Origin of the sequence: Lentimicrobium saccharophilum (assembly GCF_001192835.1) — a bacterium.
In the GTDB taxonomy this organism is placed as follows: Bacteria; Bacteroidota; Bacteroidia; order Bacteroidales; family Lentimicrobiaceae; genus Lentimicrobium; species Lentimicrobium saccharophilum.
Genome location: NZ_DF968183.1, coordinates 995,340 through 1,016,529 on the forward strand (window position 1 = coordinate 995,340; position 21,190 = coordinate 1,016,529).

Annotated in this window: 14 protein-coding genes; 1 reads left to right on the forward strand and 13 read right to left on the reverse strand. The window is 41.8% G+C overall.

What is annotated here, in order from left to right; genetic code table 11:
- Positions 1-65 precede the first annotated feature (65 nt).
- The 13 genes from TBC1_RS15945 to porU (TBC1_RS16005) all read right to left on the reverse strand — a co-directional run bounded on the left by TBC1_RS15945 (position 66) and on the right by porU (TBC1_RS16005) (position 19,804).
- Entirely contained in the window at positions 66-1,160 is a 1,095-nt protein-coding gene (locus TBC1_RS15945) for a sugar-transfer associated ATP-grasp domain-containing protein (RefSeq protein WP_062045013.1), read from the reverse strand.
- 5 nt (positions 1,161-1,165) lie between these two features.
- On the reverse strand, positions 1,166-2,278 hold the full coding sequence (locus TBC1_RS15950) for a sugar-transfer associated ATP-grasp domain-containing protein (RefSeq protein ID WP_082189670.1): 1,113 nt from the start codon (positions 2,276-2,278) through the stop codon (positions 1,166-1,168).
- Positions 2,279-2,320: 42 nt separating this feature from the next.
- Positions 2,321-3,361, reverse strand: coding sequence for a hypothetical protein (locus TBC1_RS15955; RefSeq protein WP_137305806.1), 1,041 nt, complete (start codon positions 3,359-3,361; stop codon positions 2,321-2,323).
- A 110-nt stretch (positions 3,362-3,471) separates the two neighbouring features.
- Positions 3,472-4,572 (reverse strand): polysaccharide (de)acetylase, encoded by a 1,101-nt coding sequence (locus tag TBC1_RS15960; RefSeq protein WP_172668921.1) that lies wholly within the window; start codon positions 4,570-4,572, stop codon positions 3,472-3,474.
- Positions 4,573-4,604: 32 nt separating this feature from the next.
- Positions 4,605-5,882: an EpsG family protein gene (locus TBC1_RS15965; protein WP_062045021.1), complete on the reverse strand. Its 1,278-nt coding sequence runs from the start codon at positions 5,880-5,882 to the stop codon at positions 4,605-4,607.
- Positions 5,883-5,888: 6 nt separating this feature from the next.
- Complete coding sequence (locus tag TBC1_RS15970; RefSeq protein ID WP_062045023.1) at positions 5,889-6,983, reverse strand: glycosyltransferase family protein; 1,095 nt, start codon at positions 6,981-6,983, stop codon at positions 5,889-5,891.
- A complete protein-coding gene (locus TBC1_RS15975) occupies positions 6,980-8,440 on the reverse strand; it encodes an oligosaccharide flippase family protein (protein WP_062045025.1) in 1,461 nt (486 codons plus the stop codon). Before TBC1_RS15975 ends, TBC1_RS15970 begins: the two co-directional genes overlap by 4 nt.
- Positions 8,441-8,524: 84 nt before the next feature.
- On the reverse strand, positions 8,525-9,058 hold the full coding sequence (locus tag TBC1_RS15980) for a hypothetical protein (protein ID WP_062045027.1): 534 nt from the start codon (positions 9,056-9,058) through the stop codon (positions 8,525-8,527).
- A gap of 551 nt (positions 9,059-9,609) precedes the next feature.
- A complete protein-coding gene (locus TBC1_RS15985; RefSeq protein ID WP_062045028.1) occupies positions 9,610-10,722 on the reverse strand; it encodes an Sb-PDE family phosphodiesterase in 1,113 nt (370 codons plus the stop codon).
- Positions 10,723-10,791: 69 nt separating this feature from the next.
- The gene (locus TBC1_RS15990) at positions 10,792-11,352 is read right to left on the reverse strand and encodes a 1-acyl-sn-glycerol-3-phosphate acyltransferase (RefSeq protein WP_062045030.1); all 561 of its coding nucleotides are present in this window, start codon (positions 11,350-11,352) and stop codon (positions 10,792-10,794) included.
- Positions 11,349-12,248: a carbohydrate kinase family protein gene (locus TBC1_RS15995; protein ID WP_062045032.1), complete on the reverse strand. Its 900-nt coding sequence runs from the start codon at positions 12,246-12,248 to the stop codon at positions 11,349-11,351. The genes TBC1_RS15990 and TBC1_RS15995 overlap by 4 nt, the downstream gene beginning before the upstream one ends.
- A 5-nt stretch (positions 12,249-12,253) precedes the next feature.
- Positions 12,254-16,075 (reverse strand): type IX secretion system sortase PorU, encoded by a 3,822-nt coding sequence (porU, locus tag TBC1_RS16000; protein ID WP_137305808.1) that lies wholly within the window; start codon positions 16,073-16,075, stop codon positions 12,254-12,256.
- Between the two features lie 27 nt (positions 16,076-16,102).
- Positions 16,103-19,804, reverse strand: coding sequence for a type IX secretion system sortase PorU (gene porU / locus TBC1_RS16005; RefSeq protein ID WP_062045037.1), 3,702 nt, complete (start codon positions 19,802-19,804; stop codon positions 16,103-16,105).
- Between the two features lie 376 nt (positions 19,805-20,180).
- Here porU (TBC1_RS16005) and TBC1_RS16010 point away from each other — a divergent pair, with 376 nt between their 5' ends.
- Entirely contained in the window at positions 20,181-21,170 is a 990-nt protein-coding gene (locus TBC1_RS16010; protein WP_137305810.1) for a PorP/SprF family type IX secretion system membrane protein, read from the forward strand.
- The last annotated feature ends 20 nt before the right edge of the window (positions 21,171-21,190 follow it).

Here is a 21,190-nt window from a genome sequence, read left to right on the forward strand (position 1 = left end):
GTTAATATCCCTGTAAACTAATCCATATCTGACATGGAATCAGAATCAGGCCAAAGCAGGTCAGCTTAATTAGGCCTTATTCTGTTCTGGTTTTGAATTTCAGGAAATACCGGACCAAATTTACCTTCTATAATATCGATATGCGGCCGGCCGGCATTCCATTCCAATAATACCGGGACTCCGGCTTTATCAATGCAAACGTCCCATCCAATGATTCTGACATAAGGAAATCTGCTGTGCGCCACTTTGCATTTTTCCAACATTTCTCCATACATCGGAAAACGGAGTTCTGAGAAAAGATATCCGGTATTCTCATGCCTTTCACCAATATCAATCCCTAGTTTATTACAGGCATATTTTGCCGGCTTTCCATCAGTATCAAAAACAATAAACCTACCGCCTGAAGCAAGGTTATCAACCTTTGACCCATTCGAACCATATCTTAGAAAAACTAACCTTACACTGATACTTCCGTCCCTTTCGATAAAAGTGTTAACCCGGAATGTATTCACGCTATCCGGATACAAATCGTTAAGACTTTGATACTGTTCAATATATGGCTGAATTACATAGTTTTTAGATTTTTCAATATGAATATTACCGAAATCAGCAGACTCAAAGATCCTCACTTCCTTGCCTCCTCTACCAAACTCTTCTTTAACAACAACTTTTTTATTATATTCTCTGAAAAAAAGCATGACTTGATCGAGGGAAACCATCTGATAATCTGAATTGTAAAAATTTCCTCTAATTACTATGAATAAAGGGGTCAGGGCAAAATTCTCAAAAATCCTGTGATCAAAACCTTTGAAATTACAGACCATATTGTATGGTGATGGATTCCATTCCGGTAAAAGGTTTTTCCAATAATAATCTTCAGGAATCCAGCCACTTATAAATCTTTCTCTTATCTCAGTGAAAAGGGCCAGATATGGCCAGAATGAAGTGCTGCCGAAATTATCCTTTGAATATCTTTTCAGATTCCTTTTCAATTGCCTGTTAACCGTTTTATAACCTTTCTGCAGTATAACCTTTTTTCTGGCAATGTGTGCCTCATTTCTGGCATATTTATATGCAAGTGTCCTATCCGCTTTCCTTATCAGATACCAGAGAATGACCTCTATTCGACCTATAATTCTGTTGTAAATGGAATAGGTCATCAATACTATTTTAAAGCCCAATGATTATTGATACAATACTTGATCACTTCATCAGTAAAATTTCCGAAAAATGAAAATCCGAAATTCTGAGCGAATTTTATAGTGTGCTGACCATAAACATTCGCTTCCACAAAACGCCAATTTCCCTTCTCATCACAACATGCATCCAAACTAATAATTCGTGCATAAAATATCTTATGGGCAACCCTTTTCGAAAGTTCAATCAGTTCATCATAGTTTGGCACACACTCATCAAACTTCATCAATGTATCCGGGTGTTCATCAAACCGGCGACCATAACGATCCAATGCATAGCCAACCATAAATCCGTCAGGTTTTACATATGTAATGATCCCTCCGGCCTTAAGGTTATCGAGGGAACCGCCTCTGCCCATTCTCATCGAAGTATGCAATGCATGAACTTCATTATCAGCAACCGAACGATAAAGTGCCACCCTGATTGTATTTAAACCATGTGGATTATATCTGTTGAAAAATTCATACTGTTTTATCCTTTCCTGAACTACAAAATTTTTTCTACCCTTTACCAATTCAATCAATTCAGCATCATTAGCAGGAAAAAATACATCATTGCCACCGGAAGTATCACGGTTAGGTTTGATCACAACAGGATATTCCAGCTTTTTTGCCAAGATGACAATATCCTGAAATTCAACACGCTCCAGGTCTGAATCCAAATATTCACCGTCAACATTGTGAAAATAATCTTTTGGAAAAATACCTTCAGAAAACCAATGGTTGCTGAAACTTTTATTGGCCAGGTAATCAATGACAGGATCATGATTAAGGGTGTCTTCTATATCTGCAATATAAATTTCTTCAGGAATATAGCGAATATCAGAAACTCCGGAAATATTCCGGCATATTCTGTATGTTGAGAGATTGATCCCTGACGAAAAGCCTTTCCATAAATTAATATGAGATTTTTCCTCAGAGCTGTTCGTTTTCTTGAAGTTATCAGGATTTGTCTCATAAAATTTCCCGAATACAGGCTTCCAGGTCAACCTGGCCCCCCTTCTGACCATAAAATACGACACCAGATTCTTCAATCTCTTTTTTAATGGTAGATTTTTATTGAAAATGATTCTTTTATACATAGATCAGATTTTTTCCTTAACTAATATCAGGATTAACCGGTTTTAAAGGTGCAGGAAGGATTTCCTTTTCTCGTCACGAATCAGTTCTCCAAGCTTATCGGATGTCATAAATTCTACACCGGGCCACTTATTTAATATCTTACGCAGAAGTTCTTCCAGTTCAACCAGAGTTTTATTACGGTTTTCAGGTTCGATCCACCCGGAAAAGTTAATTCTGTGCGTACTGATTATAGCCGGCTTATTCAACCTGAATGCTGCTGCTATATCCTGCATGCAACGATTTACCGTATCTTTTCCATAATTCAGGCTAGGTTCGAAACTGCCATTTCTGATCAGATATAATTGGCCAAACTGATTAAATTCACCGAGTTGGCGGGTGTGGAACCTGATTTCATTCCCGTTAATCCCCGGCTCTCTGATTTTTCTATATCCCTGAAAATACTTTACACCAAGATCAGCAACAGATTTATTAAAATGCATACTCCAGGTATAGTTTGGTGGAATAATCGATTCAGAGAAGTATCCGAACATATCTTTAAATATCCTTAATCCATCAAGTATTATAGATAAAATTTCCTTTTTGGCAGATTCAGTTTTAAACATTGTTGCCTCAACATAATAATTGCCTCGTTTGGATGAGCCCAACCTCATTATACCAGGCATTCTGTGCTTAATGGCAAACTTAATATCTGAATCATTCTGATGCAAGGCTTCCATAAACATCCCCACATTAAGGTGCTCACGCCCATGAAACTGAGGATAAAAAATCCTTTCATTTAATCCCTGCTTCCATAAATTAAAGCCATTGGCGTGTGCCGGATATTTTTTGAAGGTTTCTGTTACCAGTTCGTAATGATATTCACGGAAAGAGCTACCAGAAATTTTATCAAAATCAGGATTGGCTACAATACAATTCGCTGTTATTATAGGATGATTCCCGTTTACATCCCGGAATTTTTTAAGTAAATCAAATAAAAGTTCAAGATCGTCCTCGCTTTCGAGAGCGTCTGTTTTCTCGTAAATATTCTTGTCAACGGCATATCCTGCCTGGAGGCATGCATAATAAACTTCTTTTGAAGGCATGCGGATGCTACCCCAATCATCAGACTCAAAAACTACAATCTTCCGGTTGGTACGCCACCCGGGAAGGTTTTTGACATGACGGGCAATTTCAGACTTTATTGAATTAAAGATCAATTGCTTTTTTGTATTAAGTCACCCAATTCAGCTGAAGTCATAAATTCAACATCAGGCCAGCGCGAAACAACTTCCTTCAGAAGTTGTTTCAATTGAGAAAGGCCATTTTCCCTGTTACCGGGATCCAGCGCGCCTATATAATTTACCCTGTGTGAACTTATAATTGCAGGTTTGTTCCACCGGAAAGCCATATCAATATCATTCAGGCATGAATTTACCCAGTCCTTGCCTTTCATGCATGGCTCAAAAAAGCAATTTCTGATAATGAACCGCTGACCTAATTTGTTCCTCTGGCCGATAAAATGAATACTCTTATTAATTTTACCATAACCTGCGGGTGTGGAGTGAAACCTGGATGCAAAAAGATACCTGATACCATTTTCAGAAGCAGCTTTATACAATGAATCATGCAAGTAACCGTTGGGGGGCACAAAAAATACAGCCCTGTATCCAAATATCGATTCAAATAAATTCAAACCATCTGCTATTATCTTATCATGAACAGCAAGATCTTCGGGATCATAAAAATCAAATGCCGCCTGATATGAAACAGACGAGCCATTGTATGGTTTATTAGGAAATCCCCACATGCCATGCTCAAATGCGAGATGGGTTTCCCGATCTCCCCGTTTCAGGGCGCGCATCCATTCTGAAACATTTAAATGTTCCCTGCCATGGAATTGCGGGACAAATAATTTATTTCTGATCCCTTCTTTCCACAATTCAAATGAATCATTATTCCCATAATATCTTCTCAGTGTAACAGTAAAAGGTTCGTAGTAGTAATTTTCAAAATCACCATTTTTTATTCTTTCAAAATCGGGATTGGCTGCGACACTAATGGCTGTGAATGCACAAGGATTCCCATAATGATCCTTTACATTTGACAATACTTCAAAAAGGCCACTAAGATCCTCCGGATTTGCTACCGTGTCGTATAGGTTATAGGGCCCTGAATCGCCTAAAGACAGCGGAAGACCTTTGTTAACCAATGAGTTAAAAGTTTCCTTTGAAGGCATTCGTATGCTCCCCCAATCGTCGGATTCAAAGACTAGAATATGCCTATTGGTACGCCAGCCGGGAAGATTAGATAGCATTAATCTTAGGTTACGGAGATTGAACATACTGATTACAAAAGAGATTTAATAAATTCAATGATAGGCTTGGTATCCTCGAAGAAAATAGCTGATATTGGATTTCCAATAAAGGCTGAGACTCCAATAAAATCAAATCCGACTCTAATGCTGAAAACGCAATAAAATATCAAAAGCGGAACAACCAAAACGCGAATTGCACTTACAACCCGACTAATTTTATATTTCGAAAGATGCAATATAATAAATACCAAACTCAAAGAATTAGCAACAGCCAAGAATCTGCCAACAGAAGGTACTAATGCCACTAAATTAACCAAACCATAAAAAAACAAAACAAAACAAATGTAATTATATTGAATTGGATTTGTTTTTAAAAACCTCCTTCCTGTCAGAATCAGCCCTAGCATTAAAGAAATAATAGCAATTTTTAATGCAATTCCAGAAAACTGAACATACCAGTTATTGTCTGTGCTTAACTCATGTACTCTTTCGGCATATTCTATATTTGTATATGTTTCGACCCTGGGATGAAATATCTCAGGCAAAAAGAATAAGGCATTTTTAACTCCAATGAGATCAATTTCTGAAATAAACAATGTTGAAACAAAAAATACTATATACATTGTTATATTTTTAGGGAGAAGCCTAAATATAAACAATAATATAAGAGGTAACAAAAATGAAAAATGTATAAAAATAGAACTTATAGCCCACCATAATCCATTCTTCTCATTTCTTATAAAATACAACAACACTCCATAAATAAATATTTGGGCCGCAGTCCACATCCTTACACCATTAATTGACCAAATTGGAATTATAAAAGCAAGTACAAAAATAAACAGAATTAAGGTCAGGCTAAGTTTACCTTTAATGCTACTAAAAACTATCCACAGATTATTCGCATAGAAATAGCCAAAAACAAGTGCAAAGAAAGCAAACAGATAACGTGCATCATCAGTAAAAAGTGAAATAACCCATGTAATAATTGGTTGATAAATATCCAAATAATTCGTTTCAAATGTATAAAACGAGTTCCAAAGCGTCATGAAGCTCGGGGTCAGTTTATGCAAGTCAGCCAGATTCTGAGCATAACGTGCAGAATCGGCACCCTGAATATCGCGACTGAAAACAAATACAAATCCAAAATAAACACAAAACAATATAAACCCCCGCTTAGCCAGAGGATCGCGGTAATTTCTTAATGAGGCATAAAGCAGCGCCAGCGGCCAAATAAAAAACAACAGGGTTACGGGCAAAGATTTTGCCTTTTTTCTTTTGAGGGGAAATGCAACCGGAGTCGAATTCATGTTTATCTATAGCAATTCCAGAAATTGCTTTGCAACATTCTTTATATTATAACTTTGTATATTATCAACTACATGCATTCCCGAATAATCGCCTTCCAGAAACTGATCAATCAGAACTGGATCAAGCGGTGATCTTACATTAAGAATGGGCCGCCCTGCCAGTGCATAATCAATAAGTTTACTTGGCACCTGAACTGACGTATTGTTATCAAAATTTACCAGAAAATCCATTTTACTCAGCACTTCAAGCAAAGCTTCACGGGGAATATAATTCATTACCACCAGTTTCCCATTCAGTTTTTCTTTATATAAATCTAGTAATGCAGATGCACTTGTATAGATAATAAACCTAAAGTTAATACTGATATTTAAAAGATAATCCAAAAATGGCCTTGGATCTCTTATTCCGGGGATAAAACCTCCGGCATAAGCGAATGTCGGAATCTCATTAGCCACATAGTTTACAGGATTTTGCTCAGAATCAAATCTAAAGCCCTGAGGTATAATTTTTATTTTTTTATGGAATTCCGGATAATAACCAATTTTTGCAGTTTCAACCGGTATGCTGATAAAGTCAGTCTTATGCATAAACCACTTTTCAATAAAACTGAAATAAAACCACTTTCTGAAACTATCGGTTCTTTCCCCCATATAAGGGTCACCACAATCAGCTACCCATATTTTTGCAATTCTGTTTTTTGATGTTCTTGCCCAGGCAACGCCCCAATGAATCGGATAGGGGACGGCAATAGAAACTAACAGGTCGTAACCCTTTACTCCTTTCAAGGCTTTCTTGACTTTGTAAACAAGTTCGATATCAGGATATTCTATACTTAATGATAGAAATCTAAATACCGCTCTCGTCAAAAAGAAACCAATTCTTGAATTACCAAAATCAGGACTTCTAAACTTAAGGCTCCCCAAATCTCTTATTTTCACATTAAACTCTCTTTCAAAATCATTATGAATTTTCGGCTTCTTTAAGGTAAATACGACCACCTCATGACCCTGCCGGGCGAACTCTTTACATAATTCAGTTGCCCTGTAAGCTCTGGGGGAATTCTCCGGAAAAAAACTTCGTGTAACGATAAGAATTCTCATTTGGCAATTGTGCCTTGAAAAATTGGTTTAATAACAGAAATATAATTTAGATTAAACAATCTGGCAGTTGGCAACAACAACACCCCAAAGAAAATAAATGATAATATCAGAAATAAAATATTCTCAACAGGAAAAGGCATTAACCCGATAAGCAACTTTACACTTATCATTACCAGTATGGAATGCAGCAATAAGAGCAAAATCTCCTTTCCCGGTATCAACTCGAACACTCTTATATTTAACTTAACGCCCACGTGCCTCAGAGAAACAGCAATTTTTACAACTGCCATAGCTGTTGAAAAAACTGCTAGAATGACCGGTGAGTCAAAACCGATAACAACCATATACCCCCCGGCCCATGCAATAATAGCAAAACACATATGCATTCTTGCATAAAATCGGGTTTCACCAAGGGCAAACAATAGAGGGGCAAAAACAATAATGTTAAAAAAATTTAACATCATGGCGATACTGAAATAAACCGCAGAGTTGGCATATGTATCGGAGTAAAGCGTTACCACGGTAAGCCTGGAATTAAAGAGAAAAAAGATAACAATCGGGTAGATGATGATTGCCGATTTTGTTAACGCGTTCCTCCACAGTTCAAGCAATTCTGCAGTCCCGTTTCCATTGGTGTTCTCATGAATTAATTTCGAGAAAAGCGGCATTAGCACAACGGAAGTTGCTCCGGTAACCATCCCCACAAAAGGCAGTTCAATAAATCCATTGGAAAACTCAGCAAATACTTCTATCCCGAAATACCGGCTGATGTAAAACTGATCAGCCGAGCGGATCGCCATTCCCCATAAACTGGCGCCTACCAGTGGAAGACTATACCCGAAAACCTCCTTTAAGGTTAGTGAAGATCCCTGCCGCATAAGGCCACGGAAAGGTATATTCTTATAATATAAAGCGATGATTAACATTAAAACCGAAACCACCAGCCAACCGTAAATAGCATGAATATAAGTTCCTTTAAACAGAATAACCGGTAGTACAATAAACAGCAACATCAATGACCTGGAGACTGTATTATATATAGCTATATAGATAGTCTTCTTATAAGTCGAAAAAATCCCATCAATTCCCAGGGTTGGTAGTAACAACAGGGGAATCGGCGAAAATATTCTCAGCCCTCTGCTTAACTCCGGATTTTTTAATAATGATGCAATGATATCAGCGGTCAAAAAAAGAAACAGACTAAAAACACCTCCTGCAATCAGAAGTACCTTAGTCACTTTAATTACGATATCTTTTCCTTGCTCAGCAGTATACCGGGGAAGAAAGTATGCAAAAACACTTGGAAGACCTGCAGAAAAAATAATCAGCAACGTATTATAAACATACAAAATCTGCCTGTAGGTCCCATAATCCGTCTTATTAAAATATCTGGAAAGTATCGCCGCGCTTACAATCGCCAGGGCAAATGAACTCAGGCTCCCCATGGCAACCCACATTGCCTGAATCGTTTTGCCCTCCGCGCGCAACAAATACCTCAAATCCATTCTATAAAAGATTATTCTTTTGTAGATTCAACAAACTCATAAGCCTGATTGATATAACAATAACCTTTCCGGATGTTCTTTCGCCACTTTCCACACTTCGTCAGGCAAAAGATACTCGTACCGGATCTTCCGCTCCGTCATCCCCTCAACCCTGGCAATATAGCCTGCAAGCGCCTCCTGATTGATTTTATCACCTATCAGCAACAGACTGATCGTATCACTATCCCTCCCCCTCGCAAAATCGCCCACCAGCCAGGCTTGCTCCAGTCCACCCAGACGCTTCAGTACATTCTGAACCACCTGGTCTATCCCGGTGTATTTCAGCAATATACTGTTGATATCCTTGAAAAGCGGATGGTTGATATTGGCGGAAAAAATCTTCTTGTTCCCCTCAAAATGGCTAACCAGCATCCCTGCCTCCTCAAAGCGGTTCAATTCAACCCGGATGCCATTGGTGGACTCCCCGAATTCCGCCTCCAGGTCACGCAGATAGGACCTGGTGGAAGCGTTCAGAAAGAACTTCACCAGCAGTTTTAAACGGGTTTTGGAAGTGATAAGGGTATCGAGCATCAGGCAGAAGTCAGAGCCCCCGATAATAGGGGGATCTCCGGCAGATTTCCCGGGTGGTTATAAAGCTTCGCCACGTCAGTCCCATATTGGCGCTAACCGTAATCTGAGAAATCGAGTAACAAATATACTCATTAATTATTGAAAGTCAAGTTTTTTTACACTTATTTTCAGGCTTTGCACCTGCTTTGTTCAATAAAACTATGACTCTCCGGCATTCCGGTTACTAGAATTATTAATTGCAAAATCTTATAAAAGTCATTTTCAACATCGCAAGCCACGTCAACCAGCTATTTCAGAAGTAACACAGCCTGAAACGCCTGATTAAACGTACAAGTGTAACAATATGTTTATGGAATGCCTGATATTAAAAGAAAATCAATTATGAATCGTACAAGACTCTGTAAATCTGTCACATTAAATAAACGGTACAGTGAACTTTTTAAATATTGATTTTCAGCATGATCACAATGATAGCAATGGGCGTCTGAACTTCTCAGACCTGCATATTTTTAATAATAAAATAATGTGGCGGCTTACTGAAGAATCAGACCTTAAAACCTGATTGTTGTATTCAAAGGCTTGCCGGGCGCAATAAAAGCATTCTCTACCACAAAACCGAGCGGAATTGAACCCTGCACTGCAGCAGCATCGCCATTTAACTTAATAGACAACTCAATGGTAGAATAAGCGGGCAGATCCAAAGGATAGATCAAACCATAGCCTTGCGCCTCTTTTCCGGGAACCAGGTGAAAATCAATTCCGCTGTAATTGGTTACAAAAACACTTCTGCGGTTATTTACTGACGCCCTGGCATTATTCTCCTGCCCGGTACACGCAGCAAACAATCGTTTCAACCATTCTTCACGCCCATACAGATCGCCATCGAAGTAAACCACAGTCCTTTTTTCGAAAAGTGCATCCTTAACACCTTTAACAGTCCGTTCCCTGGCAAATACGATGGTCATAGGCCGCTTCTCCCCCTGCGCCAGATTGTATTCCTGTGCAATAGTCCCGTGAATATCAGAATTCCCGAGTAAAGTAAGGTCCTTTTCAAGCGCCCAGGCAAAAGCTGCAGGGTAGTATTCCTTATAGTTAACTATTTCAATCCCATGCAGCATCCCCTGATTCAATAATCCGGAGTGTTCATCAAACCAGAGGATGGTATCCGGTTGCTGTGCTTTCCATCCGGGATGATTCCAGAATATAAAAGCACCCTGCCTTTTCGCTTCAGCAAAGGCATCTTCCCATTTTGCCGTATCCAGCCGGTTCACATCATCCAGAAATAAGGCATTGGAATGTCCCGGAGGCATTCTCCGGGTTATTTCCCCGCCTTGTATCAATAAAATGCCCAGTTTTTCTGCTTTATCAGCAGCCAATTGATATGGCCGGTTCAGGTCAGTATTAACATCAGACTTAAATGGCTTATACTCGATGTGATCCGTTATGGCAATTACATCCAGCCCTTCCTGCCAGGCCTCAACAACCCGGAGTGTTGGCCACACCAGTCCGTCAGAAAAAACCGTGTGAATATGAAAATCACACTTTAATGTATGATAGCCCGGGATATCGGGAATATTGAAGTTACGGCGCGCACCATCCTGTGCAATGAGGCCGGTAAATAAACCCGTAAAGACGAAAAATAACAGAATAATTTTTCTTTTCATTCATTAATGATTAATGGATTATCATCCGGATTAAACCAATCAGTCTTACTTTTCGAAAGCCCTTTCTCATCATTTTTCAGGCGGAAGGGAAAATTTTTCAGGATGGCGGGGATGTTTATCCTTATAGAATTGCCTGATCATGCTGAAATCTTCATCATAATTCCCTGAAGGCATAAAAGAAGGACCAAACCCCCCTTCCTTGGTTTTGTAATCCAGAAATCCCATAACAACCGGGACATTTGAATTTTCGGCAATAAAATAAAATCCGCGTTTCCAGTTCCGGTTCAGTTTCCTGGTGCCTTCAGGAGTAATGGTAAGAATCATCTTTTCTTTCCTTTGAAATACCTCGGTCAGTTGATGAACGATATTGGTGCTGTGCCCCCTGTCGACCGGAATACCCCCCATTGCACGCAGAATTCTGCCGGTAAACCAGTTAAAGGCTTCCTTTTTAATAAGAAAATAGGATTTATAACCAAGACTTGCATACCCCAGCCAGCCGTAGAAGAAATCTATATTTGCCGTATGCGGAGCCATCATAACCACACACTTTCCGGCACCTTCGGGAATGTTACCGACAATACGCCAGCCAAGGATTTTCAGAAGGAATGATGCGATGTATTTTTTTATCATATCCGGTAAGGAGGGGCACCCTGCCAGCCAATGAAATTCTCCCGGCTGCCGCAAACCTCTGCTGCAAAGATAATCGCCCTGCCGATTGCTTCATCCCAAAAAACTTCATCAGGCAAAATATTTCCGTATTGGTGGATTACGGATGCCAATCCAGCATTAAAGCTGTCGCCCGCACCAACTGTGCTGACAACCGTCACAGCCGGAACATGATAATGTTTTGTAAACCAAGGTGTAAACAAATCCACACCTTCCCGGTTCCGTGTATAAACCAGCAGTTTGCATCCGGATTCCCTGACGAAATCATAGGCATGCTTTCCATTCTCTGCACCTGCAATCAGATTCATGTCTTCATCCGAGGCACGCACCAGGTCAGCCATCGAAATATTTCTAATGATGGCTGAAATGGTTTGAGGCAGATTATCAAGGTGGGGTCTCCTGAAATTAGGATCGTATAAAACCGTGGCACCTGATTCAACCGCCCTGCTGACAACTCTCCCGATATTGCCTTGATTTCTGTCTGATATAGAATAATAAGAGCCGAACATCAGCAAATCTGCTGAATTAAAATCAGGGTTCCTGAACTCAGGGGCAATGGTTGGCAACTGATGGTAAAACTGATAGGCGGCATCACCACGATCGTCGAGGAATGCCAGTGCCAGCGTGCTCTTCCCTTCATAAACCAATAAATGATTGATGGTTACACCATTTTTCGAAAGAAAATCATGGATCATATCCCCGATACGGTCATTACCCGTTTCGGAAATAAAGGCAACAGGCTGACCATATCTGCCGAGCGAAACTGCAGAATTGAGCATACTGCCGCCCGGGCAGGACCATTCCGGCTGTCCGTTTCTGAAAATAATATCCAGCAGACATTCACCTATAGTGTAGATCATGAAATTTATCTGACCATAACCACTTTCACCGTGTTGCCGGAGGTATACCCATTACGGTCGCGGATCATAAGACGACAGAGGTAAAGACCTGCTCTGACCGGACTCCCGTCGTCATTACGGCCATCCCAGTGGATATTACCGGCTGTATACCCTTCCGAAATCACCCGTTCGGGTCCGATTGTCCTCACCAGCATCCCTGATGAAGAATAAACATTCAGTTCAACGTCAAATTTACCATCAAACTGATTATGACCAAACCGGAACCAAACATCAGCACCCGATGGATTCGGATAAGCCACTACCTCGTCCACTGCAAGAACTATCTTACGTTTTACAGTAAAATTGATGCTCGACTGACCTGAGTTATTGAATACATCCCAGGCTTTCAGGGTAAGGGTATGTTCGCCATCCGGCAGATTAAAATACTGATAATTAATCATCCCGCTCTGATAGCTGTCAAGATCCGAAACATAATAATCGTTCAGCACAATGCCATCGTAGCTGTCACCGTCGATGGTAGCAACAATATCATGCCCGATTCCGTTGCCTACCGTGTTTATCCCGCTCTCATCATACAGATAAGCAATCAGTTTGGGATTTTCACTTGTAATGCCCCCATCAATAAAATTGGTGTCATTCAGGAAAAGCCTGATAGCCGGCCCGGTAAGATCTGTCTGATTTTGAGCAACCGACCCGCCGATTTTAAAATCGGTAGAATACCCATGTGCATCTTCAATGCCATTGGATGCATATAAACTGATTTTGCCATTCCCTATGGAATAATCAATATCCCTGGGCACCGGGAATGTAAATGTAAAGTTTCCTTCCTTAACTGACGCTTTTCCCTGGTAAACAATGTTTTTCTGGGCCTTGAATTCGACAACAAAACTTTCGGGATGCTGTCCGAGGGTATTAACCTTAGAAGGTTTGTCAAAAACCTTAACAGATAAGACGCCGTTAAAGTCATCCATAAATGTTCCGTCGACACGTCTCACTTCCCCCGAAACTGTCACAAGACTGTTTGCAAACAGGGTATCGGCAGGATTACCGGTAACAGCGTCGGTGATTGAGGTTGTTACTACCCTGTGCTGTGGAATAGGCAGGCGCATAGAAGGATCGCCAAACAAGGTCAAATGTCGCGTGTTCGGAGAATTCCCATTGGTATTTTTGGTGTATTTCAACACATCTCCCAGGCGGGGAATTTCATGACTTTTTACATCGAACAGGGTATCGGCAAAACTAAGGTTAAGCTGCGAATTACTTGAGGCAAAAGCCAGACGGGTGGTGGTAATCATCGACATGGCCCCTCCTTCGGGATTAAGGAATACCAGTTCACCGGCCGAAGTATGAAGGGGATTGTCAAACCTCGAAAACTCACAGGTTGCTGTAAAGAACATTCCCATCCTTTCATAATTGGTCCAGGCATTGATGTCGGAAATTTCAAGCACCCTTTCATCAGCCCATCCGACTTCCCCGCCATGTCCGACATAATTCACCAGCAGCGCCCCTTTTTCAACACGGCTCACAATTTCGCGATTTACATCAGGGTAACGGCCTCCTCCGGGCGTCGATTGCTTTTTATATGCATCAAAATAAATTTTATTGACGTTATAAACCGGATCAAGCGTGTCAATGCTATTTATCAGCTTTTCGGCCTGGTTCAGGTGAGTGTTTCTGTTTTCATCATCCGCCGGCACCACAATCACATTGCGCCAATCGCCATGCGTGGAAGCCGGATTTTCGAGGTAATGCAAAATTTTATCTGTAACGACTTTTGATTGTTCAGCATTTCTGACCGGGAGCCGTCCAATACCGATATCCAACAATCCGGCAGCATTCAGCGCACCTTCGCCTTCATCCAGCAGACCATAATAATCATCAGTAAGGAAAGAGTTTACCAGATGCACAGAATTATCGCTCTGGTACGTTGGAATAAAAATGGAATTACCTGCCACCCTGTTCTTCACATCGTATGAAGCATTGCCAAAAAGCAGCAGATATTTGGGAAATCCGGCCTCCCTGCCACGATCGTAAAGCATCTTCATAAAGTCACGGATTGCAGTAATATCCTGTATCCCCGAAGAAAACTCATTGTAAATTTCGGGGAGAGGCACAACGATGGCCGAAATTTCTCCCTTATTGTTGTGGGCTGCCGCCAGTCGCGTGGCATCAGTATTAAAATCAGGATGTGTTACGATAATCAGATCGTAATTACCGGTAGAATGCAGATTCTGATTTTTTACTTTCTCACCAAGTTTCACCTCATTGAAAGTAGAATTGTCATGCGCGATCATCTCAACCAGCCGTTCTGTATTTCTCTTGAAAGTATATTGATTCCCAACTCTTACAGGCTGAATGAATTTTACATCGGCCGGATCGGTAACATCCCAGATCTCAAGTCCTTCAACTGCATTATCGAGTGTAAAGGAAGTAATCCTTCCAGCGGAAACCGTTTTCGGGTCCCTGAACGCAAGCTGCCCTCCCGGATACTTCAACCGGCAACGGACATTCAATGAAACAAAATCAATGTAACCGAAATCGGTGCTGCTCACCGGGTTAAATCTTACCTGAACATCAAGTTTATTGCTCCCAGGTACAAATGAAGTGGTTGTGGTAACTTCTCTTACATAGTCCCAATCAGAAACGATTTTTGACAACGAGCTGCTTGCTACCTGTTCGCCATTTACCAGAATATTAAAGGAAATCTGCCCTGCCAATGACCTGCCTGCCAACCCATAACGAACAAGGGCTGTTTCATTTGCTACCGGCTCAGCAAACTGAAAAGAAGGAATTGAAAACGTTCTGGTATAGTAATCCAGTTTCTCCCCGAACCATTTTCTTCCGCTTTTAATCAGACTGAGGTTATCATTTTCATGAACCCGGAAATCGGTATATTCAACTGAATAAAAGTTAGGTTCTTCCACCGGGCCGGGATCCACAGCGATCCTCTTACCTGCAACCGGGCCAATGGTAACAAAATAGCAGGCTTCATCCGCGTAAGGATGCTTCAGATGTTCCATCCGCGCTGAAAACGGGTTCATATTCCATGCCAGCGTACCCTGACCATAAAAAAGAATATAATCACCCTGTGCAAAAACACCGGGACTTGCGGTTACCACCTTTATGGCATTCTCAGCCAGATCATCAATCCTGCTTCCACCGGCCCCCTCAGGAAGCATACGGCCGCCATTCCCGAAAATCCGGATCATATCAGGATTCAAACCATTTACATTGATTCCCAGGTTCTTCAGATCATTATAAGTTAAACGGTAAATCCCGGTTTCGTTAATGTAAATCTTATACCAGTCTCCCGAAGCAAGCACGGAGTTCATGGCATAACTGCGCTCATTTTTTTCGGATGCCGGTTCGGAAGCAGTGATAAAATCCAGCCGGAATTCCGACAATTTCATGATCTGACCCGAAGACGGCTCCAGAGCGAAGGGCACTATCGTAACCATTGCCCAGGGTCTGCCGTTTTCGTACATCAACTCAACCTCAGGTGTCAGTTGTTTAGGCAACTCTTCTCCTGCCAACAGAATCCTGTCAGAATCCGTAAGCGGAATAAACTTTTCACCCGATAACTGAACCTCAATTAAACGATGCCCTTCCGGCAGCCTGAAGCGATTAACATATGCGGGCATATTGCTTTCAGGCAGAAAAGGGAACTGCGCACCTTTAAATGAAGGTGCAGATACTGAGGAATCGGTACCCCGCACAAGGGTGGCCGGACGCTCCCATTCCAGTGATTTCAGCACAGAAACCTGACCTGTTAGACTCAGAGATAATGCAGCGAAACAAAAAGCAAGAAAAGGCGATTTTATTTTCATTTTTTGGTCAAAATTATTTTCTTTCAATCATCTGACAATCGAAATTTTAACAGATTTTGAAGCCTGAAGCCCGGTTGCGCTATTAACAACCAAGCGTCCGATATAAAAACCGGGATTTAACGGACGGCCCTGGTTATTGCGTCCATCCCATTCAAAAGCTGTTGTCCGGAAACCATCCGCAAAAACAGTCCGGTTCAGCACTGCCACAGAAGCACCGGACAATGAAAAGATGCTCAGGGTCAACTCCAGATCCTGACCAGACTGATTATGGTCGAACTCAAACCTGGTAAAGTCATTCATGGGATTGGGATAAGCGTCGAAGCTTCCGATCACCATCTCGCCGGATGAAACAACATAAAAGGTAATGCTGGCATCCGCGGAGTTATTGTTAACATCCCAGGTCTTCAATCTGAGGGTGTGCAAACCAGGCGAAAGATTTTTAAACGGAAATACAACCTTTCCACTCTGAAAAGTATTCAGGTCCGATTGATAATACTCATTCAGAATATACGGACTATCTGTTTTTCCATCCAGAATGGCAACGATATCATGGCCTATGCCGTTGCCGATGGTGTTGATGCCGCTGATATCCGCAAGCAGGGCAAGCATTACCGGATTCTCGTCGGTAAATCCGCCCGGCCGGAAATCGGTGTTGTTCATAAAAATGGATATCTCCGGCCCATCATAATCATCCAGATTCTTATTGCTGATCCCTCCAATAACAATGTCAGTGTAGTACCCTGCAGCATCCTGCTCCCCGTTGGTGGCATAATAACTGATTTTCCCCTGACCGAACTGATACCCGATGTCGCGTGGGACAATAAAAGTCAAGCTGAAACGGCCATCCTCAACCATCACGTTGCCTTTATAAATAATATTTCTCCTCACTGTAAATGACATTGAATTTGCCCCGTCACTTCCAAAAGTATTTATCTGGCTTTCCTTATCAAATACAATCGCTGTAACAACACCGTTAAATCCTGCAAGAATATTTCTGTCATTATCGGCTACAATTCCACTGATGGTTATTTCACCCAATGCCCTGAGTGTATCTGCATCACCGTTAACTGTGCGGCCGTTAATTTCTGTTGTAATAACATCATACTTTGGGTAAGCCATTTTCATTGCAGGGTCGCCCAGCAGCACAAACTTCTTACTGTTGGGATCTGATCCTGTCACCCTTTTTGAAATTCTGATGAGATCCCCGAGGAATGGCATACCATTGCCATCCGGTTTCAGGGCAATGTTGTAAAAATTGCGTGCAAGGTTGAAGTTGGGGGTTCCAAAAGTGGGTCTTGCCGTAGTAAACAATGCTATTCCGCCGCCCCGGGGATTCAGAAACACCAGTTCCCCTCCTGATCGCCTGAGCGGATCATCATAGCGGCTGAATTCACAGGTTGCCGTCATAAAGACCGGCAAACGGTCATAGTTGGTCCAACTGTTGATATCGGAAATTTCAAGAATCCGTTCGTGTGTCCAACCTGTTTCTCCTCCATGTCCGGTGTAATTTACAATCAGTGCACCCTTTTCCAACCGCTGGTTGATTGCGGCGGTTGCATCAGGGGCCCGCTGCCCGCCGGGAGTCGAAATCTGTGGATAAGCATCCAGAAATATTTTATCAATATTATATTTTCTATAAGTCGTGTCAATCATGGTTGCGATCTGGTCAGCCTGCCGCATATGCTCGTTACCATCGCCGTCGTCGGCAACAAATGCAATCATATTCCGCCAATCACCATGTACCGATTCGGCAGCGGTTGCATAATGTATAATCTTATCTACAGCCATCCGGGCTTCTTCAGGCGTTGCAACCACAAGCCGGCCAACACCGATATCCATAATGTCTGTGGAAAAACCACCCTCATTGTCGTCAATACATCCGAAGAAATCGTCGGTAGCATAGGAAGTAACGGGATGAAGCGATTCAGGGGCCTGAAATGTGGGGATAAAGTTGGTATTACCTGCCAATCTGTCCTTATAATCGTATGATGCATCACCAAAAAGCAGCATAAAGCGGGGTTTAATCCCTTCACCACCGCGATGCCAGAGCATCTTCATGAAATCGCGGATGGCACTGATATCCTGTGCACCTGAAGAAAACTCATTGTAAATAGCCTGTGGCTGGACAACAATAACACTAAAATCATTATGCTGGCTATGAAAAGCGGCCAGGCGAGCTGCTTCCTCCGCGAATAACGGATGAGTAAGAATTACCATATCGGCAGACCCCATTGAATGCAAATCCTGATTGGCAACCTGTTCAACAAAAACAGGTTTCAGGAAAGAAGATGCATCACTCAGGATATACTCCCTCAGTGTATCTGCCAGCGCCCTGAAAGTAAGGGTACCTGCAGAGACTGAGGGCTGAATGTAGCCGGGATTCAGGGGATCGGTAACATCCCACAGCCAGTCATGTGTTGTAGTCGTTGTTACCCGGTATTCAACAACATCCTGCAAACCGGTCTTTCTGAAAGCAAACTGGCCGCCACTGAAGTTCAGCATGGCTACTGCATTAAGCTCAATAAAATTCAGCCACCCGATCGCACTGTTTACCGGCTTATTATAATTGATTTTGAGACCATTGAAACTACCGTTGTGCTCGATTTCGAATGTTTCAGTCGACATCCTGGCATAGTTGGTATTGAAATCAGTGATAATCGAAGGAATAAAAAGGTTAAATGTCTTGTCTGATGCTGCCAACGTAAAGAAACTCGCGGATGTCGAACGTGCTGCAGCACTCAGCCTGACCTGAAGAGGTCTGGATGTTTCAGGAACAAATGACTTAAAGGTATAGTCACGCGAAGTAATCAGATCGAAAATATCCCCGAACCATTCCTTACCCGATTTGATGAGGTTTACCTCGTCAGAATGATATGCATCATAGAAATCAAATGAGTTCACGATGGTGGGTACGCCCGTCTGGGGCTGGGGGAATTCAGGAATTCGCCTGCCGGGAGTTGAGCCTGTCGTTATAAAATAATAGGATTCATCTGAATAAAGATGGGGCTTATGTTCAAACAACCCGGATTGGATATTATACTTCCATGCCAGGGGCCCTTGTCCATAAAAAAGAAAATAATCGCCCGGATCAAATTTACCATCTCCGCCATCAATCACCATGACCGGGACCTCAGGCAGATCATCATATCTCGTTGCACCTGCCCGTTCAGGAAGCATACCTCCTCCATACCCGTGAACCCTGATACCGGATGAAGAAAGGCCATTCACCATCACGCCCATCGCCGAAAGGTCATCATACGTAAGCTGTTGAATACCAGTCTTTTTCACAGCAACCCTATACCAATCGCCTGCAGAAAGTACGGAAGAAGCTGTATATTGCCGGGATTCCATTCCACTTCTCTCATTGCCTCCTTCAACTTTCAGATCAAAAGAAATCAGTTTTTCAATTACACCGGTCAACTTATTCCTTCTCAGCGGCACTAAATTTATTAAAAGACGACCTTCGCCCCGGTCATAAACTAACGTGGCATTATAATCAGATTCACCTGACCAGCTTGCTGAATCCGATTGATCAAATGCTTCTCTTTCAGCCATCGTCAACTCAGCATATTGCATGGAAGTGAAGCTCAGTTCAGGAAGCACATCAAAATGACCTTCAGCATAAAAGCTGTAAACAGGCAAGCCGGTTTCTTCAGTGTTGTAACACGATTCACAATGCAGCCAGTAGTGTTCAGTGTTGTCATCTGCCGGATGTCCGGCGTATGGCATATACCACTTAACGAAGTATTGCGCAGATAAATTCTCCTGCGGAAATATCAGATATAGAAACAAGATTGCACTGAATACTAAACGAATCGGGTTCATAGGCAATATTTCGGTTTAACGCCGGAAATTGAGACACAAAATTAAACTAATCATGCGGTGCTATCCGTATTAACACGTAATTTAAACATGAGGCAACAGAAATAGGTTCATCTATTCGTATATTTGTAATGAAAACTGATATGCCTGATACACCGCTGGGATAATAACGGATTGAGAAATCCGTTATTGCAGGGGCTTGTCTGAATTTTGCATTTTTTTAAACAAGAGGCCGTCATTATTAAAATTATTCGTAATATTGGCTGCCGAAATTCATTACGACATGAGAATTAAGCTAAGCCTGATATTACTGCTGATTACAGCTGGTTTTTCAGGTATTTCGCAGGATGCCTCTTTTTCGCAATACTATGGTAATCCGTTATATCTTAATCCTGCCCTGGCCGGTTCCAAAATCTGTCCGAGGCTAACCCTCAATTACAGGAACCAATGGCCGGGTATACCTGCCACTTTTGTAACCTATGCTGCTTCGTATGATCAATTTATCGATGTGGTTTCCGGCGGTATCGGACTTATGGTTATTTCTGAAGATATGGCAGGCGGGGCAATGAAAACAACCTCAGCCAGTGGAATGTACTCATTCAGGATGAATATTTCGAAAAACCTGACATTAAATGCCGGTTTTCAGGGAACTTATATTCAGAATAAACTGGATTGGGATAAATTCATATTTGAAGACCAGTTGCTTGTTGGCGATATCAACAATCTTCCGCCTACCCAGGAAAGTCCTCCCGATCGCCTGAGTATCGGTATGATTGACTTTTCCGCCGGCATGCTTTTCGGTTACAGGGAGCGATTGTATGGAGGCTTTGCCGCACATCACCTGAATCAGCCTGACAACTCCTTTTACAGTAATGGCGACAGTAAACTCCCCATGAAAATAACAGCCCATGCCGGTGCACTGATAGATATGCGACAGGGACTCAGCGGTGGCGAGGTTGAAGATCTCAGCATTTCACCAAATATAATGTATCAGCAACAGGGTAAGTTTCATCAGTTGAATGTTGGTCTCTACCTGAATGTTTATCCTTTTGTGCTTGGCGCGTGGTTCAGGCACAATTTTGAAAATCCTGATGCAGTAATTGCACTGGTTGGTTTCCAGCATGCAAAATTTAAGGTCGGATATAGTTACGATTACACTGTTTCACGATTAACCAATGCAACCGGCGGTGCTCATGAGGTTTCATTTGCATGGCAATTCGACTGCGGGCAGAAAACTTTCAAGCATAAGGCAATAAAATGTCCAAGATTTTAGTTAATAACAATCAAAAACAA